Origin of the sequence: Cytobacillus solani (genome assembly GCF_006704205.1) — a bacterium.
Taxonomy (GTDB): domain Bacteria; phylum Bacillota; class Bacilli; order Bacillales; family Cytobacillaceae; genus Cytobacillus; species Cytobacillus solani.
Map to the genome: position 1 here is coordinate 115,712 of NZ_CP041305.1, position 25,349 is coordinate 141,060.

At 37.4% G+C, this 25,349-nt stretch carries 27 protein-coding genes; 8 read left to right on the plus strand and 19 right to left on the minus strand.

Features of this window, described 5'->3' with window-relative positions; all coding sequences use genetic code 11:
- Positions 1–13 precede the first annotated feature (13 nt).
- The 7 genes from argF to argC form a co-directional block, all read right to left on the minus strand.
- A complete protein-coding gene (argF, locus tag FI644_RS00625) occupies positions 14–970 on the minus strand; it encodes an ornithine carbamoyltransferase (RefSeq protein WP_056683514.1) in 957 nt (318 codons plus the stop codon).
- On the minus strand, positions 970–4,083 hold the full coding sequence (gene carB, locus FI644_RS00630; RefSeq protein ID WP_142107859.1) for a carbamoyl-phosphate synthase (glutamine-hydrolyzing) large subunit: 3,114 nt from the start codon (positions 4,081–4,083) through the stop codon (positions 970–972). The genes argF and carB overlap by 1 nt, the downstream gene beginning before the upstream one ends.
- The gene (locus FI644_RS00635) at positions 4,076–5,158 is read right to left on the minus strand and encodes a carbamoyl phosphate synthase small subunit (RefSeq protein ID WP_053475231.1); all 1,083 of its coding nucleotides are present in this window, start codon (positions 5,156–5,158) and stop codon (positions 4,076–4,078) included. The genes carB and FI644_RS00635 overlap by 8 nt, the downstream gene beginning before the upstream one ends.
- A 74-nt stretch (positions 5,159–5,232) precedes the next feature.
- The gene (gene argD / locus FI644_RS00640) at positions 5,233–6,390 is read right to left on the minus strand and encodes an acetylornithine transaminase (RefSeq protein WP_053475230.1); all 1,158 of its coding nucleotides are present in this window, start codon (positions 6,388–6,390) and stop codon (positions 5,233–5,235) included.
- The gene (gene argB / locus FI644_RS00645) at positions 6,387–7,160 is read right to left on the minus strand and encodes an acetylglutamate kinase (protein ID WP_053475229.1); all 774 of its coding nucleotides are present in this window, start codon (positions 7,158–7,160) and stop codon (positions 6,387–6,389) included. The genes argD and argB overlap by 4 nt, the downstream gene beginning before the upstream one ends.
- 14 nt (positions 7,161–7,174) lie before the next feature.
- Positions 7,175–8,407 (minus strand): bifunctional ornithine acetyltransferase/N-acetylglutamate synthase, encoded by a 1,233-nt coding sequence (gene argJ, locus FI644_RS00650; protein ID WP_142107860.1) that lies wholly within the window; start codon positions 8,405–8,407, stop codon positions 7,175–7,177.
- Positions 8,408–8,420: 13 nt separating this feature from the next.
- Complete coding sequence (gene argC / locus FI644_RS00655) at positions 8,421–9,452, minus strand: N-acetyl-gamma-glutamyl-phosphate reductase (protein WP_053475227.1); 1,032 nt, start codon at positions 9,450–9,452, stop codon at positions 8,421–8,423.
- 192 nt (positions 9,453–9,644) lie between these two features.
- On the opposite strand from argC, the gene FI644_RS00660 reads away from it, so the two are divergent.
- Entirely contained in the window at positions 9,645–10,337 is a 693-nt protein-coding gene (locus FI644_RS00660; protein WP_053475226.1) for a Crp/Fnr family transcriptional regulator, read from the plus strand.
- A 45-nt stretch (positions 10,338–10,382) separates the two neighbouring features.
- Here FI644_RS00660 and FI644_RS00665 read toward each other — a convergent pair whose 3' ends face one another.
- From FI644_RS00665 to FI644_RS00675, 3 genes are all read right to left on the minus strand, one after another.
- On the minus strand, positions 10,383–11,099 hold the full coding sequence (locus FI644_RS00665; RefSeq protein ID WP_053475225.1) for a YwiC-like family protein: 717 nt from the start codon (positions 11,097–11,099) through the stop codon (positions 10,383–10,385).
- Positions 11,100–11,223: 124 nt separating this feature from the next.
- Positions 11,224–11,745, minus strand: coding sequence for a molybdopterin-guanine dinucleotide biosynthesis protein B (mobB, locus tag FI644_RS00670; protein WP_053475224.1), 522 nt, complete (start codon positions 11,743–11,745; stop codon positions 11,224–11,226).
- Entirely contained in the window at positions 11,739–13,004 is a 1,266-nt protein-coding gene (locus FI644_RS00675) for a molybdopterin molybdotransferase MoeA (protein ID WP_053475223.1), read from the minus strand. Before FI644_RS00675 ends, mobB begins: the two co-directional genes overlap by 7 nt.
- A 211-nt stretch (positions 13,005–13,215) precedes the next feature.
- On the opposite strand from FI644_RS00675, the gene ric reads away from it, so the two are divergent.
- Complete coding sequence (gene ric / locus FI644_RS00680; protein ID WP_053475222.1) at positions 13,216–13,914, plus strand: iron-sulfur cluster repair di-iron protein; 699 nt, start codon at positions 13,216–13,218, stop codon at positions 13,912–13,914.
- 141 nt (positions 13,915–14,055) lie between these two features.
- Here the strand turns inward: ric and moaA are convergent, their stop codons facing one another.
- From moaA to FI644_RS00700, 4 genes are all read right to left on the minus strand, one after another.
- Positions 14,056–15,072, minus strand: a complete 1,017-nt coding sequence (gene moaA / locus FI644_RS00685) for a GTP 3',8-cyclase MoaA (RefSeq protein ID WP_056683489.1) — start codon at positions 15,070–15,072, stop codon at positions 14,056–14,058.
- 292 nt (positions 15,073–15,364) lie between these two features.
- The gene (locus FI644_RS00690) at positions 15,365–16,492 is read right to left on the minus strand and encodes a TIGR04053 family radical SAM/SPASM domain-containing protein (protein ID WP_053475220.1); all 1,128 of its coding nucleotides are present in this window, start codon (positions 16,490–16,492) and stop codon (positions 15,365–15,367) included.
- Positions 16,493–16,739: 247 nt separating this feature from the next.
- On the minus strand, positions 16,740–18,029 hold the full coding sequence (locus tag FI644_RS00695; RefSeq protein ID WP_053475219.1) for a methyl-accepting chemotaxis protein: 1,290 nt from the start codon (positions 18,027–18,029) through the stop codon (positions 16,740–16,742).
- A 129-nt stretch (positions 18,030–18,158) separates the two neighbouring features.
- The gene (locus tag FI644_RS00700; protein ID WP_053475218.1) at positions 18,159–18,650 is read right to left on the minus strand and encodes a YajQ family cyclic di-GMP-binding protein; all 492 of its coding nucleotides are present in this window, start codon (positions 18,648–18,650) and stop codon (positions 18,159–18,161) included.
- A 143-nt stretch (positions 18,651–18,793) separates the two neighbouring features.
- Between FI644_RS00700 and FI644_RS00705 the strand changes: the two genes are divergently transcribed.
- Positions 18,794–19,660 carry a CvfB family protein gene (locus tag FI644_RS00705; RefSeq protein ID WP_053477485.1) on the plus strand — a complete coding sequence of 289 codons (867 nt, stop codon included), beginning with the start codon at positions 18,794–18,796 and terminating at the stop codon, positions 19,658–19,660.
- Between the two features lie 36 nt (positions 19,661–19,696).
- Here the strand turns inward: FI644_RS00705 and FI644_RS00710 are convergent, their stop codons facing one another.
- Positions 19,697–19,828 (minus strand): DUF3941 domain-containing protein, encoded by a 132-nt coding sequence (locus tag FI644_RS00710; RefSeq protein WP_075209113.1) that lies wholly within the window; start codon positions 19,826–19,828, stop codon positions 19,697–19,699.
- Between the two features lie 151 nt (positions 19,829–19,979).
- Positions 19,980–20,840 (minus strand): DegV family protein, encoded by an 861-nt coding sequence (locus FI644_RS00715; protein WP_053475217.1) that lies wholly within the window; start codon positions 20,838–20,840, stop codon positions 19,980–19,982.
- 124 nt (positions 20,841–20,964) lie between these two features.
- On the opposite strand from FI644_RS00715, the gene FI644_RS00720 reads away from it, so the two are divergent.
- Positions 20,965–21,795, plus strand: coding sequence for a YitT family protein (locus FI644_RS00720; protein ID WP_053475216.1), 831 nt, complete (start codon positions 20,965–20,967; stop codon positions 21,793–21,795).
- Between the two features lie 20 nt (positions 21,796–21,815).
- Positions 21,816–22,226 carry a Gmad2 immunoglobulin-like domain-containing protein gene (locus FI644_RS00725; protein ID WP_142107861.1) on the plus strand — a complete coding sequence of 137 codons (411 nt, stop codon included), beginning with the start codon at positions 21,816–21,818 and terminating at the stop codon, positions 22,224–22,226.
- Positions 22,227–22,267: 41 nt separating this feature from the next.
- Here FI644_RS00725 and FI644_RS00730 read toward each other — a convergent pair whose 3' ends face one another.
- The 3 genes from FI644_RS00730 to FI644_RS00735 all read right to left on the minus strand — a co-directional run bounded on the left by FI644_RS00730 (position 22,268) and on the right by FI644_RS00735 (position 23,553).
- Complete coding sequence (locus tag FI644_RS00730) at positions 22,268–22,453, minus strand: DUF3813 domain-containing protein (protein WP_053475214.1); 186 nt, start codon at positions 22,451–22,453, stop codon at positions 22,268–22,270.
- Position 22,454: 1 nt separating this feature from the next.
- The gene (locus FI644_RS26150; protein WP_162840473.1) at positions 22,455–22,607 is read right to left on the minus strand and encodes a hypothetical protein; all 153 of its coding nucleotides are present in this window, start codon (positions 22,605–22,607) and stop codon (positions 22,455–22,457) included.
- Between the two features lie 127 nt (positions 22,608–22,734).
- Complete coding sequence (locus tag FI644_RS00735; protein ID WP_053475213.1) at positions 22,735–23,553, minus strand: Cof-type HAD-IIB family hydrolase; 819 nt, start codon at positions 23,551–23,553, stop codon at positions 22,735–22,737.
- A 226-nt stretch (positions 23,554–23,779) separates the two neighbouring features.
- Between FI644_RS00735 and FI644_RS00740 the strand changes: the two genes are divergently transcribed.
- The 3 genes from FI644_RS00740 (at position 23,780) to FI644_RS00750 (ending at position 25,322) form a co-directional block, all read left to right on the plus strand.
- A complete protein-coding gene (locus FI644_RS00740) occupies positions 23,780–24,547 on the plus strand; it encodes an alpha/beta fold hydrolase (protein ID WP_053475212.1) in 768 nt (255 codons plus the stop codon).
- A 123-nt stretch (positions 24,548–24,670) separates the two neighbouring features.
- A complete protein-coding gene (locus tag FI644_RS00745) occupies positions 24,671–24,979 on the plus strand; it encodes a metal-sulfur cluster assembly factor (protein ID WP_053475211.1) in 309 nt (102 codons plus the stop codon).
- Positions 24,980–24,983: 4 nt separating this feature from the next.
- A complete protein-coding gene (locus FI644_RS00750) occupies positions 24,984–25,322 on the plus strand; it encodes a DsrE family protein (RefSeq protein WP_053477484.1) in 339 nt (112 codons plus the stop codon).
- Positions 25,323–25,349: the final 27 nt, after the last annotated feature.

Genomic DNA, 25,349 nt, shown 5'->3' on the forward strand with positions numbered 1-25,349 from the left:
GAAGGCCTTTTCTTTACAAAATCTCCGTCAGCAATGCTTTTTGAACATGAAGACGATTTCCAGCTTGTTGAAAAACGGCTGAATGAGGACCATCGATGATTTCTGCTGACACTTCTTCTCCTCTATGGGCAGGTAAGCAATGAAGGAAAACGAAATCATTCTTTCCATGTTGGACAAGCTCCTCATTCACTTGGAAGTTCGAAAATACTTTCTTCCTTTGTTCATTTTCTTTCTCCTGTCCCATACTCGCCCATACATCTGTATAAATTGCATCCGCTCCTTTTACTGCATCAAAAGGATCATTCGTTATCTCTATTTTCGATCCACTTGCCTTGGCAAATTCTAATGCCATTTTAGTAATAGCTGCATTTGGCTCGTAGCCTGCTGGACTGGCAATTGTTATATCCATTCCTACCTTTGCAGAGGCAATCATCAGAGAGTGTGCGACATTATTTCCATCCCCTACGTAGCATAGCTTCTGCCCAGCTAATGTTCCTTTTTCCTCTTGGATTGTTAATAAATCTGCTAAAACCTGACATGGATGATAGAGATCGGTCAAACCATTGATGACAGGGATGGTTGCATGAGAGCTGAGCTCTTCAATCGTTTGATGGGAAAACGTACGAATCATGATTGCATCCACATAATAAGAGAGCACCTTTGCCGTATCAGCGATTGATTCTCCTCTTCCAAGCTGCAAGTCATTGCTGTTTAAATAGAGCGCATGACCGCCAAGCTGCAGCATTCCCGCCTCAAATGAAACTCTCGTACGTGTGGAAGACTTTTCAAAAATCATTCCTAAGATTTTTCCTTGTAATGGTTTGGGGTCTTCACCTGTATAAGAAGCATTTTTCATTTTTTGTGCTTTTGTTACTATCCCTTTTATTTCATCGGCTGAGAAATCAGCTAATGTTAAGAAGTGTTTTCCTTTAATATTTAATTGTTTTTCAGTTGCTTGTATCGAAATCATTATATATGCACTTCCTTTAATTTAAAATTTTCCGTCCCTTCTCCAAGCCACTCTTCAACCGACTGTACATTCCAATCTTCAACCGTCAATCCTTCTAAAAATGCCTGAAGAGTTTCTACTTCTGTAAAAGTTAATATTCTTTTTTTTATCGCTTCTTCCCTTAGTTTTTTGCTCTTTTTTGAATCGTTTGGGCTAAAAAGAGCAACCGTTTCTTTCGTCATTTCCTCAGTTAAAACTAACTCAACTCCCGCTGCCACAGCAAGAGAACCCAGTTTACTATCGATTGTATGATCTAAAATAGCAATTTGCATTGTATCCGCTTTTTTCAACTGACCATTATAAAAGGCCTTCTTTAGCGCCTCCTCATAAGTTGAAGCTAAAGCAATTCCTTCTCCTGTCGATTTCATTTCCGGACCTACTTTCGCATCAAGACCCTTTAATGCATAGTTTGAAAAAACGGGATATTTTACACATACAAATGGATACTTCTGATAAACAGTTATTTCATCATTCGACAATTGATATTTCCCAAGCAATACTTTTGTCGCTATTTGCACAAGGGGAATACCCGTCACTTTACTTACAATTGGAACCGTTCTGCTTGCACGAGGATTCACTTCCAGAACGAAAACTTCATCCCCATTGATAATAAATTGGATATTCATTAGACCTTTGTATTGAAGTTTTTGAACAATTGCCTTTCCGTAGGCAATCATTTTTTTCTGGGCATCGTTTGAAAGGTTTTTCGGAGGAAGAATGGACATACTATCCCCTGAGTGAACGCCTGTTTTTTCAATATGCTCCATGATAGCGGGTATGCAAATATGATTGCCATCAGCTGCTAAATCAAATTCCGCCTCAATCCCTTGATAGAACTTATCTACAAGGATTGGGTAAGGGATATCTTTTTTCTGCAAATAGGTTTCAACTTCTGCCTGACAGCCAATTATCTCCATCCCTTTTCCCCCAATGACAAACGAAGGACGGATTAAAATCGGAAAACCCAGTTTTTGAATGGCTGAATACAGCTCATTTTTCGTATAAACAACCTCTCCATCAATATGAGGGATATTCAAATCATCCAATAGCTGATAAAAAAGCTTGCGATCCTCTAACCGATCAATTGTTCTTGACTCTGTCCCTAGTAATGTTAATCCGTAGTCTTCTAGTTTCTCGGCAAGATTAAGGGCCGTCTGTCCGCCTAATTGAACGATAACTTCTTTTATTCCTTCGGCTTCAATCACATTTAAGATATCCTCAAGAATAAGCGGTTCAAAATAGAGTCGATCCGCAATTGTAAAATCTGTGCTCACTGTTTCAGGATTGTTGTTAATCATAATCGTTTCAATATTTTCTTCCTTTAAAGCAAATACGCCCTGGACAGAGCAATAATCAAACTCGATCCCTTGCCCAATACGAATAGGACCGCTGCCAATGATTAATACTTTCCTCTTATTACTTTTCACAAGCTCATTTTCACCAAAATAACTGGAATAAAAATAATTGGATTGTGCCTCAAATTCTGCTGCACAAGTATCTACCATTTTATATACAGGCAGGACCCCAAGCATTTTTCGCTTATCACGAATTTCTCGCTCTGTTACATTCCATTCTTTGGCTAAATATTGATCACTAAAGCCCTTTTCCTTTAAAATTTGCATCTGTCCTTTTGTTACTGAATGAAAGGACAGATCAGCAACATGACTCTCTAGTTTTACTAACTCTAAAAAGGAATGTAAGAAATAATAATCAATTTTTGTTGTGTCATGCAGGGTTTCTACTGATTTTCCGCGGCGCAAAAGCTCCATTACAATAAAAAATCTTTCATCTGTTTGCTCTATTAACATTTTTTCTAAATGTTCAGTCGCTGCCTCTAAAAAGGATAGGTTTGCTAAATCTGATTCCTTCCCTTCTAGTGAATGGACTGCTTTTAAAAGAGCACGTTCTAGGTTTCGATCGATCCCCATCACTTCACCAGTTGCCTTCATCTGCGTGCCAAGTTTTCTGTCAGCCATAGGAAATTTATCAAAGGCCCATTTGGGAAACTTTACAATTACATAATCAAGAGCAGGTTCAAAGCTTGCAAACGTATCTCCTGTTACTGGATTAGTAATTTCTGATAATGTATAGCCCACCGCAAGCTTTGCTGCCATTCTTGCAATTGGATAGCCAGTAGCTTTAGAAGCAAGGGCGGAAGAACGGCTAACCCTTGGATTAACCTCAATTAAATAATAATTTTTACTTTGTGGATCTAAGGCAAATTGAATATTACAGCCCCCTATGATCTCCAATGCAGAAATTATTTTTATTGAAGCAGTCCGAAGCATCTGATATTCCTCATCTGTCAGCGTTTGTGAAGGAGCAACAACAATCGAATCACCCGTATGGATGCCAACAGGGTCGATATTTTCCATATTGCAAATCGTTATGCAAGTATTCATTGAATCACGCATCACTTCATACTCAATTTCTTTAAATCCTGCAATACTTTTTTCAATCAAGCATTGGTTGATTGCACTTTCATTCAAACCACCTTTTACGAGTGATTCTAACTCAGCAAGACTCGTTGCAATTCCACCCCCTGTTCCCCCAAGCGTATAGGCAGGACGAACAATGATTGGAAATCCGATTGTTTCTCCGAATTGAATCGCTTCCGCTACATCATGAACAATTATACTTTCTGGAACTGGTTCATTCAGTTTTTTCATTAGCTGTCTAAAAGCTTCTCTATCTTCGCCCTTTTTTATCGACTCCATACTGCTTCCTAAAAGCTTCACGCCATAGCGCTCAAAAACGCCTGCTTCACTTAGCTGAAAAGCTAAATTTAGCCCTGTTTGCCCGCCTAAAGTGGCAAGGATTCCATCCGGACGCTCCTTTTCGATAATTTTTTCTAGGCTATCTACGGTTAATGGCTCAAAATAAATGCGATCAGCGAAATTTTTATCTGACATAATAGTTGCTGGATTATTATTTACTAGGATGACCTTATAGCCTTCTTCTTTCAATGCTGCACATCCTTGCGTCCCCGCATAATCAAATTCTGCTGCTTGCCCAATCACGATGGGACCTGATCCAATGACAAGGATTGACTGGATGCTTGTATCTTTAGGCATATGCAATAACGCTCCTCTTCTCGACTTTTATGATATTCATGAATTCTTCAAAAATATATTCTCCATCTGCAGGTCCTGGGTGTGCTTCTGGATGGAATTGCACAGTCTGAATCGGCAAAATTTGGTGAATGAGTCCTTCGACTGATTGATCATGAAGATTAATAAAGCGCTTTTCAAATCCTGTTTTCAGGAGACTTTCTTCATCAACAACATAACTGTGATTTTGAGAGGACATAAATACCTTGCCATATTTCAAATCGGCTACTGGATGATTTGCACCTCTGTGACCGAAGGGAAGCTTTTTCGTGTCTCCCCCTAAAGCTAAGACAGCCAGCTGGTGCCCGAGGCAGATTCCTAATGTTGGATAATGTTCTAGCATCTTTTTAACATTTGGTAAAATACTTGTTAGCTCTTTCGGATCTCCTGGACCATTGGAAAGAACAATTCCATCTGGCTTAAGTTTTTTTATTTCTGGAAATGTTGTATTAAATGGAACGGTCGTCACCCGACAGTTTCTTTTTAGGAAAGAATGGATGATTGATTTCTTTAAACCATAATCAACAAGAACAATATGGGTTTCACCATCCCCATAGCACCCATTTGTACTTGCTGTAACCTTAGTAACCTTTTCCTCTTTTGGTAATACAAAATGATCCTTATTGTACAATTCGTTAGAAGACAAAACAGCCGGCATGGTGCCTTCCTTCCTGATTGTCTTAACAACTGCCCTTGTATCTAAATGACCCAACAGCGGAATGTCCCATTTTTGCAAATACTCTTTAAGTGAGTAAGTTGCTTGATAATGGGATGGATGATTCGTTGCTTCATAAACAACGACACCTGCCACATGTGGTTCCTTACTCTCAAAATCCAGTTCATTTATGCCATAGTTTCCGATTAGAGGATACGTAAAAACGATAATCTGATCCTTATAAGAAGGATCTGTCAGCACCTCTTGGTAACCCGTCATTCCAGTAAAGAATACTATTTCCCCTTCAATCTGCTGATTAGGGGGAGGTGTCAGCCATTGTCCAGTGAAACTTTGATTATTTTTCAAGTGTAAATATCCTTCCATATTTCCACCTCTTATAAAATGTATATTTATTTATTTAAATTAATTTTTATTCATTAATAAGAAAAAATATCAGCCTATACGGCTGCTTTTGAATAATTTCTTATTACAGATTGTAAAATGTGTATCGCTTTATCTATTTCAGCTTTCGTAACCGTTAAAGGCGGCAAAAGCCTTAACACATTGCTTCCTGCTGGAAGTGCCAGTAATCCATGATTTCTTAATTCCTTTAACAATATAGGCAGATCGATCGATGTTTCTAATCCAATCATCATTCCTAATTGTCTACTGTTTAATATGTCAGGAATTCCTTTCAATTCTTTACTAATTTGTTCAAACAGGTATACACTTTTTTTCTCTACTTCCTCTAAAAATCCTGCTTGAAAAATGACCTCCATCGTGGCTTTTGCAGCCGCAATTGCCAAAGGATTGCCACCAAAAGTTGACCCGTGGCTACCCGGTCCAAAAAAGTGAGCGAGCTCCTTTTTCCCAATCACAGCTCCAATTGGGAGTCCGCTGCCTAATCCTTTTGCAGAGGTAACAATATCAGGCATTAATTGAAAATGCTGAAAGGCGAAGGGTTTCCCTGTCCGGCCAATTCCCGTTTGGATTTCATCAATGATCAGAAGCGCACCATGATCCTCACAAAGTTGACTAACTTCATTTAAAAAGGCTTGCTCTCCAATATGAATGCCGCCCTCTCCTTGAACGACCTCAAGCATCACTGCTGCCGTCTCATCATCCACTTCTTTTTTAATCGCCTCAATATCATTAAATGGAAGGTAAACAAACGTTTCAAGCATTGGTCCATAACCCATTTTAATTTTATTCTGTCCAGTTGCTGACATCGTCGCAAAAGTTCGGCCATGAAAAGAGTTTTCAAAGGTAATGATTTTTTTTCTGCCAGTTGCTTTTCGAGCAAGCTTGATGGCTGCTTCATTCGCTTCTGCACCGCTATTAGCGAAAAAAACACAGTCCATTTTCGCACTTTCTGCCAATCGCTTCGCAGCATTCTCTTGTTCTTCCTGAATGAACAGATTGGAAACATGCCAATAGCGGTTAAGCTGACTAGTAATTGCCTCCTGAACTACTGCTGGACGATGCCCTAAATTGCAAACACCAATTCCTGAGGTAAAGTCCAAGTATTTTTTCCCATTTTTATCGATAATTACGCTTCCTTCTGACTGATCAGGCTCAACTTCCCAGCGGGAATATGTGGGAAATAAATAGCTCATCGTAAGATCCCCTCTTTTGCGAAAATTTCTGTTCCAATCCAATGACCTTGGTTGAAAAATGTTTCTTTTCCAGACACAATTCTCACACTTTGCAGCCCCTTTTCAATCACATTTACTGCTGAACGAACTTTCGGGATCATTCCACCTGTTATCTGATCGGCATGAATATACGACTCTATTTCTTCCTTACTTAGTTGCGAAACTAGCTCTCCATTAATAATAATTCCTTGTACATCAGTTACAAAAATACAATGGTCAACTTGGAGATTATTTGCAATCGCTGCTGCTGCAAAATCAGCATTGATATTTAATTTCTCTCCATTACTTGCTGTAGCAATAGGGGTAATGACTGGTGTATACTTCTCATTTAGCAGCATAGAGATAATCTCTGTCTTTACCTTGACTATATCGCCGACAAAGCCTAGCCTTTCTTGATCGATAAAATCAGCTTGTAAGAAGCCGCCGTCGCTTCCGTTTATTCCGAACGCATTAAACCCGTGAGAACTAAGCTTTGCTGTCAGTGTACGATTAGTTTTTCCAGCCAAGACCATTTCGACAATTTCCATCGTTTCAGCTGACGTTTTCCGAAGCCCATTTATATACTCTTGAGGAACTTGATAAAGTTCAAAAAGGTCATTTATATCTGGCCCCCCGCCATGAACAAACAGAAGATGGTAACCTTCGCTCTCCAAATCTTTTAAACTATTAAAAAATGCAGTTGATAAATCATCAATGACACTACCACCGCATTTTATTAAAATGGTTTTCACCCCTTCTTCCCTCCCTAAGTCCGATAACTTGCATTGATTTTTACGTAATCATAGGACAGGTCACAGCCCCATGCTTTACCGTTTCCATTCCCTTGATGAAGATCTACATGAATTTGAATCATGTTATCTTGCAAATAGATAGATGCTTCCTCTTCGGAGAATGGCTGTGGCTCACTGTTTTTTAACATTGTGATAGGCCCAATTGAAATATCAACTGTATCTGGATTTACCTTTGCATCGCTTTGCCCAATTGCTCCGATTATTCTCCCCCAGTTTGCATCTTCCCCATAAATCGCTGTTTTCACAAGATTAGAACCGACAATTTGCTTAGCAGCCATTCTTGCTTCACCATCATTTATCGCTCCATTCACTTCGACTTCAATTAATTTCGTTGCTCCCTCTCCGTCCTTAGCGATTTGCTTCGCTAGACTTTCACAGCTCTTTGCAAGTAATTGAACAAAATGATCCCAGTCTGCATGTGCAGGAGTTAATGAATTGGTTCCACTTTCTCCATTAGCCATTACAAGCACCATGTCATTCGTCGATGTATCCCCATCAACCGTGATTTGATTAAAGGTTGTATTCGTTATTTCCTTAAGTGCTACATGAAGATAATTGCTCTCTATATTTACATCTGTCGTAATAAAGGCAAGCATCGTGGCCATATTTGGATGAATCATTCCTGATCCTTTGGCTGCTCCACCCATATAAACCGTCTTTCCATCAATTTCTGTTGAAAAGCAACAGCTTTTCATAACTAGATCAGTAGTTAAAATCGCTGTTTGAAAATCTGCTGAAAATTCCTCTTCTTTTCCAGGTTCAAGCATTTGAATGCCCTTTTGAATTTTTCCCATTGGCAGAAACTCTCCAATCACACCTGTAGAAGCCACCGCCACATGATGTGGTTGAAGATGAAACTTTTCTGCGGTCCATTGTCTCATTTGAAAAGCATCACGCAAGCCTTGTTCACCTGTACATGCATTCGCACATGCACTGTTCACAATTACGGCTTGAATCTTTTGCTCTTCCGCAATACTTTCTTGAGTGACCTTAAGCGGTGCTGCTTGGAACTTGCTCGTTGTATAGACAGCTGCACAATTAGCAGGTACATTACTAATAATCAGACCTACATCCTTCTTTGAATATCTTAGCCCCGCGTGTACACCGGACGCTTTATACCCCTTTGGGGTTGTAATACTCCCTCCAGCGATATCTTTTATCGCTTGAGCTTGTGACATAGTATACATGAATTCTTCCCCCTTATGGAAACATCGGGACAAAATCAAGCCCCGTTGTTTCTTCTAAACCGCTCATGATATTCGCATTTTGAACTGCCTGCCCCGCTGCCCCCTTCATCAAATTATCAATGACAGAAATGATTGTCAGCCTTCCAGTTCTGCTATCCGCATGCAGGCCAATATCACAATAATTGGAGCCGGCTACTTCTTTAATTGATGGGAATGTATTTTCTGGCCGAATACGGATAAATGGTTGTTGATGATAGATTTCTCTATATAACTCTAGTATTTGGCTAGTACTTTGCTCTTCCTTTAATCGAACGTACGTTGTCGTCATAATTCCTCTTGTAATCGGCAATAGATGTGTGGTGAAGGTAACTGGCTGAACATCACTATTCCATTGGAGAAGCTGCTGTTCAATTTCCGGAGTATGCTGATGCTCATTTACCTTATATACTCTGAAATTCTCATTTGCTTCAGACAAGCTTGTATTTCTCGATAATGATTTCCCTGCACCCGAAACGCCTGACTTTGCATCAATGATGATACTTGCTGGATCAATCAAGTCTGACTTTACAACTGGGGCTAGACTTAAAAGTGACGCGGTTGGAAAACAGCCAGGATTGGCTATTAAATTTGAGTTTTTTATCATTTCCCTATTCCATTCGGGCAACCCATATGCTGCTTGGGATATCAAGCTTTCATGAACAGGCTCTTGTTTATACCAAGTCACATAATCTTTAGCAGGCAATCGTAAATCTCCTGAAAGATCAATTACTTTTATATTCTTGTTCATAAATTCACTTGCTAATTGCCCAGAAATGCCTGATGGAGTAGCAAGAAAAACAATATCCGATTGATTGGCTATTTGTTCAGCATCAATAGGTTCTAACTTTTTATCAAATAAACGATAAAGGTGTGGATATTCCTCCCAGATTGGTATTTCATCTTTCGTTGAATGGATGGACTGAATCTTAAATGTAGGATGCTGGTGTAAAATTCGCAGTAATTCAACTCCTCCATATCCAGTTGTTCCAATGATTGAGACTTTCATGATTTTCCCCTTCACTTTTTTGTATATTTACTCATTTTATTAAATATTTATAAATTTTATATTTCTCTTATTATAGAAAGTTAAGAATGGAAAATCAACTATTTTTTCTTGAAGTTTTTAATCTTTGCAATATAATAGTAGTATTATCTTATATACGCTGGACGGATGCATTACCGAAAGAGGAGGTAATACATGCAATCAAATATTGAAATTGCCGAAAAACTAAATGTGCTATTACAAGCCTCACACCATAACAGAAAAGTTGAAAAAGGATCCTTTTTATATCAAGAAGGAATGACCGCAAATGAACTATTCATCGTTCAAAGTGGATTAATTCAAATTAGTAAGATTGTACCTGATGGCCGTGAGCTTACATTAAGAATGTGTGGAGAAGGAGATTTAATTGGGGAATTATCACTTTTCTGTCCATCGCCTAAATATATGCTTAATGCAAAAGTTGTTGAGAGTGGAGTTGTAGCAATTATTAATAAGGAGGAGCTTGAAGAAAAGCTCAATCAAGATCATTCGCTTGCACTTGAATTAATGAAGTGGATTAGCCTCCAATATCGAAAAACACAAACAAAATTTCGGGATCTTGTCCTTCACGGTAAAAAAGGAGCGCTATACTCTACCTTAATCCGCCTTACAAATAGCTATGGAATTGAAACTGAGAAGGGAATTATGATCAATACCCCTTTAACAAACCAAGAGCTTGCAAATTTTTGTGGAACCTCACGAGAAGTTGTCAATAGAATGTTAGGCGAACTTCGTAAGAATGAAGTACTTTCAATTGAAAAAGGGATGATTACCATTCACGATTTATCCTATTTAAAAAACTCCATTGATTGTGAGAGTTGCCCAATTAACATTTGTAATATTGAATAATAAAAAAAGCTGCATCTCCATATTGAGATGCAGCTTCTTTATTGTTTAAATAACAACTATGACCATAATGATGAAAAAGAAGACGGAGTTTATTATTTCTTGAATGCCTAAATTTTTCATTGTCATTCCTTTGCCATAAAAGACAAATGCTCTGATCAAGCTTGGGATGAAAGCAACAGCAATTAGCCATTCCCCTAATAGAACCCAAATAAATGGAACAGCCAAATGAAATCCCCATGAAAGCCATTTAAAAGTTGGATTTTTCTTCTCGCGTATCATTGTTTTTACAAAAAAAGTACAACCAGTGAAGAATAGTATGGATGTAATAAATACTTTGATTGCTAATGAATTGATTTCAGCATTCGGCAAATAGCTGCTTGCTAAACCAGCAATAGCAAATACACAAATCGCACTAATATCATTCGTAAATGCCCTTTCACGGTTTTTTGATGAAAAATAGGCATTTAAAATAAAAAATGGAATCATAATGAAACCAAATATAATAATCGACGGCTGAACAAATAGCGGTATTAACAGCAATAAGATGGCCGGAACAAAATAGATGATTGTCCACTTCGTATAATACTGCATTTTTTTCTTTTTAAATAATAAAAGCATTGGATATGTAGCTAAATATAAAAATAACCAGCCAATAAAAAAGGCGATATGTGACCACAGAAACTCAGAAGCAACAACCCCGAGCCAAAATGGGATAATTAACATTGCCCATGCACCATGCTGTTTTGGTAAACAAATCTTCATGATTATCCCCCCTTATAGCATGTTACCTCTACTATATCTAAATTCAAAAGGTAAAAAAGTGAAGATCATCACAGAAAAAACCGTCAAATTGTGACGGTTTTTCGACAAATATCAACATCTATTTCTACTCATTAGTCAGATAATTGTATATCCATTCATAACCTAAGTCATTGTTAATATGGAAAAAAGGGACTGAGTGTAGGCTGCTTTTCATTTCCAAACATTCTTCATTCCAAAACAATACAACTTGAATATTCTTTAATTTCGACAAATGGTTAAGATCATCTACATTCCTTACTAAAACTATTTTTGGATAACCTTCCTTTTTGTGACCTTCAATAAGAATGATATCTGTTTGTAAAATTTCAAGAATTTTAATTTGCTCGCTTAAAGACCAGCTGTTTTTTTCTGCTTGAAGCAAAATACGTCCGTCCCCTTCAATTAAGGATGCGAGGGCACCTGAGGAAATATGCTGGCTGGAATCTTTGCCTTCCACTATATCTGGCTTCCCTCCGTGCCCATGATGCTTAATGGTAGCCACGTTACAATTATCAGCAGCAAGACGTTCAATAAGCTTTTTAACAACGGTCGTTTTGCCGCTGTTTTGAAAACCAACAATCTGAAGAATAATTGGTTTTCTTACCATGGCCACTCGCTTCCATTAAAGTCCTCAAGCAATAATACCTCTACTTCAGAACCTGCCTCAAAACCTCTCGTTCCTCCAGGCAATATCATTAATGAATTCGCCCCAGCAAGACTCATAACGATATTCGATTTATCAAGCCCGCTTGGTGAAGCAATCAGCTTGCCATCTGAAACAGTTACTGCACTTCTAACAAACCGGGTAAAAGGATTGGCCTTTAGGAAATCAACATCAAGAATAGCCTTTTCCTTTCGAAGATGCGGCTTTTCAGCAAACAGCATTCTCCTAATGATTGGCCTTGCAAATAATTCAAATCCCACATAACATGCAGATGGGTTTCCTGATAGACCAAATAAAAGCTTCCCTTCAAATTGCGCTACAGTTGTTACACTGCCTGGACGCATCGCTACTTTATTAAATAACACTTCTGCTTTCATTTTTTCATAAATAGCAGGCAAATAATCAAAATCACCAACGGATACACCGCCAGTAGTTATGAGCATATCTACTTTCCCAAGTGCATTTTTTACTGCCTCATAGCAAGTTTCAAATTCATCAGGAAGCTGTCCAAAATAATGCACATCAGCACCTGCTCGTTCAATTTGAGCTGCAATCATGTAAGAATTGCTGTTTCTTATTTTTCCTGGCTCTAATGCGTCGTGTACATCCAGCAGCTCTGTACCTGTTGCATATAATCCTACAATTGGCCGTTTTGCTACGGGAACCTGAGAGTAGCCAAAAGTTGCAAGGATTGCTTGAATTCCAGGATTAATTTTTGTCCCTTTTTTTATTAATACATCCCCATCTCTCGCGTCTTCACCTTTAAAGGAGACGTTGTCACCTGGTTTATATGTACGTTTAATAGACATATAGTGCTTGCCATCTTTTTCAAATGCTTTTGCCAGCTCAAGCATAACAACTGCATCACATTCTTTCGGCATTTGTGCACCTGTCATAATTCTAACCGCTTGAAAGGCACTGACCGTCTTCGTTGTTACCATTCCCGCACCGATATGATCAACGACTTCAAATTCCACTGGATTTGTTTGAGATGCATCCTTTGTATCGATTGTTCTTACAGCAAATCCATCATATGGAGCCCGGTCAAAATGAGGAACATCGCTAGTCGCTTTTAAATCCTCTGATAAATATCTTCCATAGCTTTCTTTTATAGAGACATTTTCTGTTTGTCCGCTCCATTCGTGGTTCATAATCCTTCTAACTGCCTCTCCAACCGGGATGGGTGTTCTTCTCTCTATCATTCCTATCAGCTCCTCAAAAGAAATGGGCTTATCTATCTTATATTATATATGTACAGCATCGTATTCAACATGACAAACCTCACAAACCCTTTTCTCTATTGTTTTTTCAAAAAAGAGTAAGAAGTGTGATAAGGGTCACCTGCTCAAAGTTTATTATCCGTTATGCTTATTATGAAATAAAGAATGAACTACTAAGGAGGATATTAATAAAATGGCATTGACTATTACTGAAACCACATTAGTTAAGGATATTGTAAATGAGCAACCAAAAACAAGCGATGTTTTTAAACGTTATCGTATAGATTTTTGCTGTGGCGGAAACATTCCGTTAAATAAAGCTGCTGCTGACCTTTCAATAGATATGGACAAATTAATGTCTGATCTGCAGGAAGTCTATATAAAAGAAGAAAATAATAAAGATGATATGGCTGTTTGGACAGATAGCAGTTCTGAAAACATTATTAAACATATTAGTGAACACTATCATGCCACTACACTTGATGAACTTGCACAATTAAGTCCATATGTCACAAAAGTATCAAAAGTTCATGGTGACAGCCATCCAGAACTATTAAAAGTTTATGAATTATTTTATGAGTTTAAAAAAGAAATGATCGAACATACAGCAAAGGAAGAAGAAGTTGTCTTCCCGATGCTTAAAAAACTAGAGGATCCGACACTCGAAAATCGCCAAGAAATTATTGATTATATAACTGAGCTTGAAAAAGAGCATGATCATGTAGGAGAAATATTAAGACAGCTTAGAGAAGTTACATCAGATTATGAGCTTCCACTTGATGCATGCGGAACATACACGCTAGTATACAAGCGTCTTGAGGCACTAGAAGGCTTTACATTCATGCATGTTCACTTAGAGAATAATATTTTATTCCCAAGATACTTAGGCTAAAATATTTTTCATAAAAAGGCTTTTGAGGCACGTCTTCAAACTCAATTAAAAAAGTGCCGTATGCCTTGCAAGACTATCTTTAGCACAATTTAAAACAAGGACAAAAATACCCCCCTGTCAATTAAAACAGGGGGGATATTTTTATCCGCCGATATAAGACATTTCGATTTTCTTTCTTGTCTTCACGCTTTCTTCCGTTCGCTCATCTGAGTAGCGATCCTTTCTTCCGCTCCAAATAGATGTAATTCGATCGGCAATCTCTTCATCTGTCACATCTTTTCGCATAAATTCTTTAATATCATGTCCTTCGCCATTAAACAGGCATGTAAAGATTTGACCATTTGCTGAAAGCCTTGAACGAGTACAGCTTGAACAGAAAGATTCGGACACAGATGGAATAAATCCAACATCCACATTTGTCCCTTCATATCGATATCGCTTAGCTACCTCTCCGAAATAGGCAGGATCTACTGGTTCTAAAAGATAATGTTCTTTAAGCAATTCATAAATTTCCTTCTTAGTTACCACATCATCCATTTTCCAGCCATTTGTGCTGCCAACATCCATATATTCGATAAAGCGAAGCTGCAATCCTTGCTCCTTACAAAACCTTGCCATCGGAACAATTTCTGAATCGTTTAAGCCCTTCTTCACAACCATATTAATTTTTACTCCAAGGCCAGCATCCTGTGCTGCTTTAATCCCTTCAAGAATAACGTCAACTCCGACGCCCCTGCCATTAATCTTTCCAAAAAGCTCACTATTTAGAGTATCCAAGCTGACGTTCACACGTAAAAGACCAGCTTCTTTTAACTCTTTTGCAAACTTTGGCAGCAATACCCCATTTGTTGTTAAACCAATATCCTTTAAGCCTTCAATTTCTGAAAGCTTCTTAACTAAAGTTGGTAAGTCCTTCCTTAACAAGGGCTCTCCACCTGTAAGACGAATTTTTTCAACACCTAGGCTGACAAATATTTTCGCTAGACGTTCGATTTCTTCATAGGTTAATAATTCACTTTTTGGTAAAAAAGCAAAATCAGGACCGAACTTTTCAGCAGGCATACAGTAAGTACAACGAAAATTACAGCGATCTATCACTGAAATTCGTAAATCTCTTAATGGTCTATTTAATTGATCTTTAATAATTGTTTTTTCCATTTTATCAACTCCTGATTAAGAGTGATCTCTTTAATATCTATTCTATCATACGTTCCTTTGAGAAACTGTACACAAACTCACATTAACGTTCAGATTCAAAATGAATGGATTGTATATATAATACCCATTACACCATATAACTACCTATATGTTAATAACATATTGAAAATGTCATGATGTTGTCATTATTCTCATTATATTAAAGGTATCATTTATCAATTAAGACTAAAGAAAGTGCAGCCTTAGAGCAAGACTGCACTTTCTGGTAAAACGACTGTTTGCGTATACTTATCTATTTGGCTGCAGATTTCTTTCTTAGTGCTTTAGGAATATAGACGCAGAATGGTTCGCTTTCCATATAATCTCCAGTCATCGCATATGCACGTGATCTTGAACCTCCACATACATATCTAAATTCACAAACCCCGCATTTCCCTTTATATTTATCAGGATTTCGCAAATCTTTAAAGATAGGAGATTCTCTATAAATCTCTCCTAGCGATTGTTCTCTAACATTCCCTGCTTTTACAGGCAGTAAACCACTCGGATACACATCACCTACATGGGAAATAAAGACGAAGCCATTTCCATCATTTACTCCTTTTGGCGCTCTGCCAAGCCCATCAATCGAGCCGGTTAAGCCTTGCTGCGTCAATGCATCTAAATATTGTATTTCATCTCTTTGATCTTTAGCCTCGCGCATTTTTTGCTGAATAACAACACGGCGATAATGCTGAGCGGCAGTCGTCTTAATGTCGAATGGCACCCTTTTGCTTAGCTCATACAGCCAAGTAAACACTTTTTCATGTTCAACAGGAGAAATCATATCAGATTCCTGTCCTCTTCCTGTCGGCACAAGGAAAAAGACGCTCCAAAGCACACATTTTAATCCTTCAACAACTTTAGCCATCTCATCTAAATAATCAATATTATATCTGGAGATAACCGTGTTGATTTGGATAGGTATTTCAAGTTCATGCAAATATTTAATTCGTTCCATTGTTAAATCGAATGAGCCCGTTGTCCCACGAAAATGATCATGAACTTCCGCATTAGGTCCATCTAAACTAAATGCCCATCGAGACAATCCAACTTCCTTCGCCTTCTCAATTGCTTCTTTCGTTACATTAGGAGTTGCACTAGGTGTCATCGAAACGCGTACACCTTTCTTGACAGCATATTCTGCAATGTCAAAGACATCCTCTCTCATTAATGGATCCCCGCCTGTAAATACAAGCATTGGATTATTCATTTCATAGATTTGATCAATTAATTTTTTTCCCTCTTCAAATGATAATTCACGAGGGTCTCTTCTATATTGAGCTTCTGCACGGCAATGTAAGCATTTCAGCTGGCAAGCTCTCGTTAATTCCCATATGACGATAAATGGGTCCTGGTTAAAATCACGATTAAAAGGCATGTAAAAATCCTCCTTCAACACTCTCTCATTTGAATTCTAGTCATGAAAAAATGTCGGATTTTATTTATCAATAGAACATCTCTATATTCAAATTATAGAGGAGTATTCTAAATAAATAAGTGAAGAATCTCACATTGACAAAATAATAATAGAGCAGAAAAGCTCTTTTTCGTTCCATTTCTTTCGCTTAATACAAAAAACACACTGTGATTGATAGAATCCAGTGTGTTTCTCCTTTATTAACGGCTTATGAAATTTTAAATATATGAGTTAGTTTTTGAAGATCCTCTGCTACTTCTTCTAACTCCTTTGTTGAACTAGCCACTTCATCAATAGAAGCAAGCTGCTCTTGTGAAGCTGCTGAAACACTCATCGAATTTTGACTGTTCAGGTTCGCAATGGAACTGACTGCAGAAACAGCTGCAGTTACTTCCGCAGCACTGCCAGAAATCATTTTCCCACCATTAAGGATTTTCTCCATTTGACCATTCATCTCAGCCATCGATTGAGAGATTCGATGGAAAATATCTTTTGTTTCGTTGGTCATAATAATTCCTTCTTGAACATCATCTATTACATGCTTCATCGTCGCAACGGAATCACCTGTTTGCTTTTGAATCTCATTGACAAGCTTTGCAATTTGCAGGGCAGATTCGTTTGACTGCTCAGCAAGCTTGCGGACCTCTTCAGCTACAACCGCAAAGCCTTTTCCTGCTTCCCCGGCACGTGCAGCCTCGATTGCAGCATTTAGCGCTAATAAATTCGTTTGATTAGCGATATCCGTAATAACTGTTAAAAATTGACCAATTTCTTTTGTCTGTTCTTGAAGCATTTGAATCGAATGATCTGACTGGCTGACAGAGTTTTGAATAAGGCTCATTTGCTTTACCGTTCTATCAACTGTTTTTTCCCCTTCTTCAGCAACTGCTGTATTCATTCTAGATTGATTGCTAATGACTTGTGTATTACGAGAAATATCATCAATCTCATTACTTACTACATTCATAGCAGCTGCGATTTTTTCCATTCCAGCAGTTTGTTCCTCAGATCCTGCAGCAACTCCTTGGATTGCAGCGGAAATTTGTTCAGAAACCAATGCTGTATTTTCTGAGTTTGCAGATAATTGATTAACTGACACTGTTATTCTGTCTGATGTGTGATTAATTTTGCTAACAACATTTTTAAGATGTTCAGTCATTTGCTGAAAGCCTTTTGCCAATTGGCTAATTTCATCATCTACACGTTTTGAAAAATCCACTTCAACACTTAAATCTCCTTCTGAAACCTTGTTCGTTGCTTCTAATAGTTTACGGAGCGGATTAATAATGATCCATCGAGTGAATACTGCAACAATAAATGTTGCTATTATGAGGTTAATAATCGTGTTAATATAGATACCAAAACTTTTATGTACATCTACGAAATCCATAACATACTCATTTAGCTTTGAAGAAAGTGGTGTACTAATAATTGATGCGATCACAATGACTGCAATCATTTTTAATCGAATACTTCTAAATTTAATTTTATCCAGCATAAAAGATCCTCTCCTAATGGCATTCAATGGTGCGGCTTTCCTAGATAATTATACCTACAAGACTTACGAAACGCCACTATAAAGTCATAGAAAAAAAGCAGCCTCATTAAGGACTGCCTTCCTATTCCATTATCTATAATTCACAAATTGTACATCAACAGTCAAGTCAGCTTCCTTCACTGCAGCAATAATCTTTTGCAGGTCATCACGATTTTTGCCTGTCACACGGACTTGATCATCTTGAACTTGGCTTTTAACCTTCAAGCCACTGTTTTTAATAAGTAAATTGATTTTCTTGGCATTTTCTTTATCAATTCCTTGAGCTATTTTTGCTCGTTGACGGACTGTACCGCCTGATGCCCCTTCTAACTTGCCATAATCCAGGTTTTTAACAGGAATTCCCCTTTTAATCATTTTACTAAATAGGACATCCTTAAGCTGATCTAATTTAAATTCATCATCAGAAATTAACACAAGCTCTTCCTTATCAAGCGTTACATTGCTCTTGCTGCCTTTGAAGTCATAGCGGGTTTGAATTTCCTTCATTGCAATATTAATTGCATTTGTTACTTCTGAAAAATCAACTTTGGATACAATATCAAATGAACTTTCTTTTGACATGGCTGCCTCCTTAAACTCCCTCTTTTACTAAAGAGGTTTCACTTTGTTCCTTAATTATAGTAAAATATAGCAGTTCACACAACTTAAGGAGATATTTTCGAGACTTTAAATATATGAAAGAAAAATTAAAGGAGCGTTTTTTAATGGCAATTAGTGATTATATTGGACAAACTGTAAAATTAAAGGTAGAAAGACTGGCTGAATTTGGCTACTTTTTATCAAATGGGGATGAAGATGTCCTATTACACAAAAACGATACGGAAATGGAATTAGAAGAAGGACAAGAGGTGGAGGTTTTTCTTTATACTGATTCAAGAGGAAGGATTGCAGCCACAACAACAATTCCTGAAATTACAACGAAAAACTACGGGTGGGCCCAAGTAAGTGATGTTAAGCCTGGAATCGGCATTTTTATTAATATTGGAATTAAAAAGGATATGCTGCTTGGAGAAGAAGATCTTCCTGTGCATCAATCGGTCTGGCCGAAGGAAGGAGATATGCTTTATATCACTTTAAGAGTAAACCGAAATGAGCGTATTTATGTTAAATTAGCAACAGATCCAATTATTGATGGAATAGCAATTAAAGCAACCAGACAAGATTTCAATAAAAACATTCATGGACATATATATCGAACGGCGAAAGTTGGAAGCTGGATTTATACAGCAGAAGGCTTTAAAGGATTCATTCATGAATCTCAGCGAAAAGAAGAGCCGCGTCTTGGTGAAAAGGTAGACGGTCGAATTATTGATGTGAAAGAAGATGGAACAATCAATGTGTCATTAGCACCGAGGAAACAGGAAGCACTCGATCAAGATTCGGAAACCATCATGAATTATTTAGCTTCACGTAATGGGGCCATGCCATATGGAGATAAAAGTACACCAGAGGATATACAAGAACGCTTTCAAATGAGCAAGGCTTCATTTAAACGTGCACTTGGGCGATTAATAAAGGAAGGACGGATTTATCAAGAAGAGGGCTGGACATACAGTAAAGGGGAAAAATGAACGAGCAGGCGGCCTTTAAACCGCCTGCTCGTTTTTTTATATATGGTCTGTCTTCTTAGAGTACTGGTTTTTGCCAGCCTTGCGATTTTTTTCACGCATCATATTTTTTTCATGTCGAAAGGCATTATTATCCTGCGCTTTTTTATCATTATCAGAAGTTCGGGGCATGCTATAAATACTCCTTCCATTTAATTCAAAATTTCAGCCTTCTTGAAGAGAGCTGCTACATGTTAGTGTCTGTAAAATGAAAAGGAGTATGTAAGATTAAATGTGGGAAATGAAAAAGCAATCGGCAGATCCGATTGCTTAAGAAATAGTATTATGATTGCACTTTATTAAGAAAAAATATGGCGATTGTTCCAGAACCAGTATGCGAACCAATTGCTGAGCCAATGGAAGAAATATAAAACTCTTTTGTATTAAATTCCTGTTTAATAAGTTCTTTCATTTCTATTGCTGTTTCTTCGTCGTCCGCATGGCTTATGCCAATTATTTGTTGATCTAATGATTGACCTCTTTCTTTCATTATTTCAATAATACGGCGTAGAAGTTTCTTTTTTCCTCGGTGCTTTTCGATCGGAACAAGCTTTCCATCTTCAACATTTAATAATGGCTTAATGTTCAAAAGACCTCCGAGAAATGCAGATGCTCTTGAAACACGTCCACCTTTAGCAAGATAGTCAAGATCATGAACTGTAAATAAATGCTCCATGTGCTGACAGCGGAATTCGATATCCTTTAAAATATCTTCCTTGGTAGTATTTTCTTTAGCTAGTCTTGCTGCTTCTTTAACAATAAGGCCAAAGCCTAGTGAAGCACATTTTGTATCAATGATTGTTAACTTAAAATCTGGATAAGCTTCTTTTACCTGATCCAGCATCATGACTGCTGTTTGGTAGGTCCCTGATAATTCAGAAGAAAATGCGATATAAATCCCATCTTCACCGTTTTCAGCCATTTTTGTAAATGCTTCCTCAAAGACTTGAGGTGACACTTGAGAAGTCTTTGGAACCTTTCCCTCACGAATCGCTTGATAGACCTTTTTTGAATCAATTGTTAATAGGTCTACATATTCAGTATCATCTAAGTGAACTTTTAACGGCAATAGCGTAACATTATTTTCTTCATAAAAGCTTAGCGGCAGATCACTTGCGCTGTCTGTCAATATTTTCACCGACATCCTAATTCACCTGCTTTCCAAACAATATATATTCTTTAAGTGTATATAAATTAGAAAAAAAAGACAACGAAAATTACTCGGCAGTTGAAATAATGCCAACAAAAAAAAACTGGGAGGGTCTATTTTGGTTTTGATTGAAGCTAAAAAGATATTTGTTGTGCTTATTGGTGCACTATTAGGTGCAATTTCTATGAATTTCTTTCTTATCCCAGCAAATATTTATGCTAGCGGATTCACTGGAGTAGCTCAGCTATTATCAAGTATTCTTGGTGGTCACGCTTCAACAGGTGTTCTTCTCTTCCTGTTAAATATTCCCGTTACAATACTCGGATGGCGGGAAGTAGGAAAATCATTTACCCTTTATAGTTTTATTAGTGTTTTTGCAATGTCATTCTTTTTGGAAATAATCCCTATTAAGCACTTTTCAGAGGATATTTTATTAAATGCAGTATTTGGCGGAGTCATTGCAGCCGTTGGGGTCGGCATGACTTTAAAATGGGGAGCGTCAACAGGTGGAATGGATATTATTGCTATGGTCCTTTCTCGCATGAAAGACAAACCTATCGGGACATATTTTTTTACGCTAAATTCGATCATTATTATTACAGCAGGTGCTCTATACGGATGGGAAAAAGCATTATATACGATTGTAACCTTGTATGCCTCAACAAGGGTAATTGATGCGATCCATACAAGACACGTAAAGGTTACTGCAATGATTATTACAAAAAAATCAGAGGAAATGAAAAAAATGATTCATGAGAGGCTCATTCGGGGTATAACTACTGTACCAGCAAAAGGAGCTTTTTCAAATGAAAGCAAGGAAATGATGATTGTTGTGATCACTCGTTATGAATTATTTGAACTTGAAAGAATAATTAAAGAAATAGATCCACATGCTTTTACTAATATTGTACAAACGGTTGGTATTTTTGGTTCCTTTCGCAAGGATTAAAAACTCTTTGGAGGGATATTATGCGAATGCTATTGGTTTCTATTATAATCAGCTTAATGCATGTACAGCCTTTTCATGCAGACAGTAAAGAGTTTTCTCAAATTGCTGGTGATTCCATAAAAAGTGATGTATTTAGAAAGGTTGAGGCATCGGGGGAAAATGGAGTATTTGAGGTAACAGGTGAAATCCGTTCAAATAAGAAAGAATTCTATTATATTGTTGAAGATGGCCATAATGAACTGATTTCTGAAAAAAAGCAGAATGTAAACACTAGTCACTCGCAATGGGCTAAATTCTCGTTTAAACTTACACTCCAGAAAGAAGATATTCCTGAAAATGGAACGATCATCCTTTATTTGTTTGAAAAAAACGACAAAAATCAAAAATCAAATACGTATCCGATCGTATTAGTACAAATGCCCACTCAATAAAATAGAGAAAAGCTGACACATCAAATGTCAGCTTTTCTCCTTTATTTCAATTCATCCAGATCCATCTGCATCTCACTGAGCTGTGCCTGCTCTGCTCTAGTTGCATTTGCGAATGCAGAACTTAAAGCATTTTGAGCGCTAATGATCCGTTGCTGCTGATCGACTGGTTCAACATTTTTCGTTTGTTCAACCAAACGTCTTGCTTCTTGAAACAGTCTATTGCCCATTTTATATTCCTCCAAGAGAAGATTCTTTCACATTCTTTAACTTTTCAGCTTCAGCTTCAGCATATGTCATGTGATACGGGATACGTTCTGCGTGCTTAGTAACAGAATCTACTCCTTGTTGTACAAAGCGCTTCGATTTCGTACGTTTACCCAATCGAATCCCCTCCAAATGAAGAAATGTTGAAACAGCTACCAACTGTTTCGTTTTATAGTATGTGCAATGTCTTCTCGTTTAAAAAGGGAATCATTTAACCGTTTTGAGAAAAAACGGCAGAAGGATATCAAAACATCTTTAAATTTAATAATTCATTTAAATAGACGCCAACACCATCTTCTTCATTTGTCAGTGTGGATTCATTTGCCGTTGTTTTTACTAAGTCGATGGCGTTCCCCATCGCTACGCCGAAGCCTGCATAATCAAGCATTTCAAGATCATTGTCTTCATCCCCAAAGGCAATAATTCTTTCAGAAGGTATTTGGAAATAATCTGCAGCTCTTTTAAGCCCTACTGCTTTATTCAAGCCAGTCTTTACAATCTCTATCACATGAAACGGGGCAGCCCAGCTACGGTGGTCGATAACCTCAGCATGTACAGCTGAAAGGTGGTCACGGATCGTTTTCACATGCTCTTCATCTGTGTGAATGAGCATGCTTGTTGGTGATGCCTTTAAAAAATTTCGAATATCACCCGTTGTAATGTTGGGATTCCCTAAGCTAAAAATATCAAGCAGCTTTTCATCATGATAATGAATGTATACATCATCGATGACCTCTGCAATGATATTGTGGAATTGAAATGAACTGCATGCCTCTACAATATCTTTCGCAATATTCACTTCCAGCGGAGAATGATAGATGCCCCAGTTAGGATCCTTTGGATGATGAGTAAAAGCACCATTAAAATTTACAATTGGCGTATCAAGATTCATTTCTCTATAATACATCTCACTGGACCTGAATGGTCTTCCAGTAGCAATCATAACGATATGACCTTGTTCACGAGCTTTTTGAATGACATCCTTTGTCTTTTTCGAGATGGTTTTATCATCCTTCAACAATGTTCCATCTAAATCTAATGCAATTAAATGTTTTTCAGCCATAATATGAACACCTGCTTTGTACGAATTTTTCTATTCTAAGTGTAAAGGTTTGGGAAAAAAAAAGTCTACATGGTACACTTATGAATGATGGAAATTATTAATAGTGAAAATAACTTTTTCTATAAACACTATGTTAACAAATATATTTAAATTTTGTTACTAAATATACTTTTTCCACTTATTTTTACATAATTTATAGATTCGCTTTACAAAAGGAGGTCTAAAATTGATTAGTATTGAAAATAAAATCATTAAGGAAATTCCAATCTTACATATTGCAGATCAAGGAAAATGGGGCGAAGAGCTTCCGCTTATTTTATTTGTACATGGATTTACGAGCATTTACGAAAAAAATCTCCATTACGCTTACTTGCTGGCGAAAAAAGGGTTTCGCGTCATTCTCCCTGAAGCGCTTTATCATGGGGAAAGAAATGAAGGCTTGTCTGGACATAATTTAAATTTTCGTTTTTGGGATATCGTCCTCCAAACAATTGAAGAACTTGATATTCTAAAAACTTCGTTTGAAAAGGATAAGCTGATTGACCCTTCCCGGATCGGACTCGCTGGTACTTCAATGGGTGGAATTGTCACTCTTGGTGCACTTACAAAATATCCATGGATAAAGGCAGCTGTTAGCTTAATGGGCATGCCTTATTATGAAAAGTTTGCTCATTGGCAATTAGATGAAATGCAAAAAAATGACTTACCTATCCCAATTGAGGAAGATGAGATTACTCATTTAATGGGGAAGCTAAGAGAACTTGATTTAAGCTTGCAAACTAATAAATTACAAAATCGGCCATTGCTTTTCTGGCACGGAAAGAAAGACCCTGTCGTACCTTTTAATTATACTTATCATTTTTATAAGAGCATCCAATCCCTGTATCATCATGAACCAGAAAAATTGAAATTTATTATTGATGAAAAGTCAGGGCATAATGTCAGCAATGAAGGTGTGGTTCAAACAGTAAAATGGTTTGAGCAATTTGTATAAAGTGAAACTTCGATCAGCGGGGGATTACAGCCCGTTAATCTGCGATAAAACAACTTTAATTCATTATCGCCCATATTTTTGTTATGATAAAAATAAGCACAAAGAAGAAGGAGATGTTTTCAAATGGATCAGGATTTAAAGGACAGTATTATGAGTGCACTAGAGCTTGTTGTCGATCCTGAAATTGGCATTGATATTGTCAATCTCGGATTAGTTTATGATGTAAAAATGGATGAAGAAGGAAAAACTACCATTGATATGACATTAACTTCAATGGGCTGTCCGCTTGCGGGTACGATTGTTGACAATGTCAAAAGTGCATTAACTGATATACCAGAAGTAAAGGAAACAGAAGTAAATATTGTTTGGAATCCTCCTTGGACAAAGGATAAAATGTCTAGGTATGCCAAAATCGCCTTAGGGATTAGGTAATATGATGAAAAATAAAGTAATCCTTGTTAGCTCAGATCAGCTTGGCACAGGTGATAAAGAACTCGGTGAAAGCGTGCTTGAAACCTTCTTTACGTTACTTAAACAAAGAGAAGATCTGCCTGCAGCCATTTTTTGTATGAATCGTGGAGTATTTACCTTAACTGATCACTCATTTGTTTCAGTCCACCTTAAGGAGCTCGAAGATAAAGGTGTCGAAGTGCTAGCATGCAAAACTTGTGTTGATTATTACAAAGTTGAAGAAAATCTTGTTGCAGGGAAAATTAGCGGGATGCCTTCTTTCATTGATCTGGCCTCAAAATATGAAGTACTAACTATTTCTTAATATGCACAAAAAACACACTTGAATTTT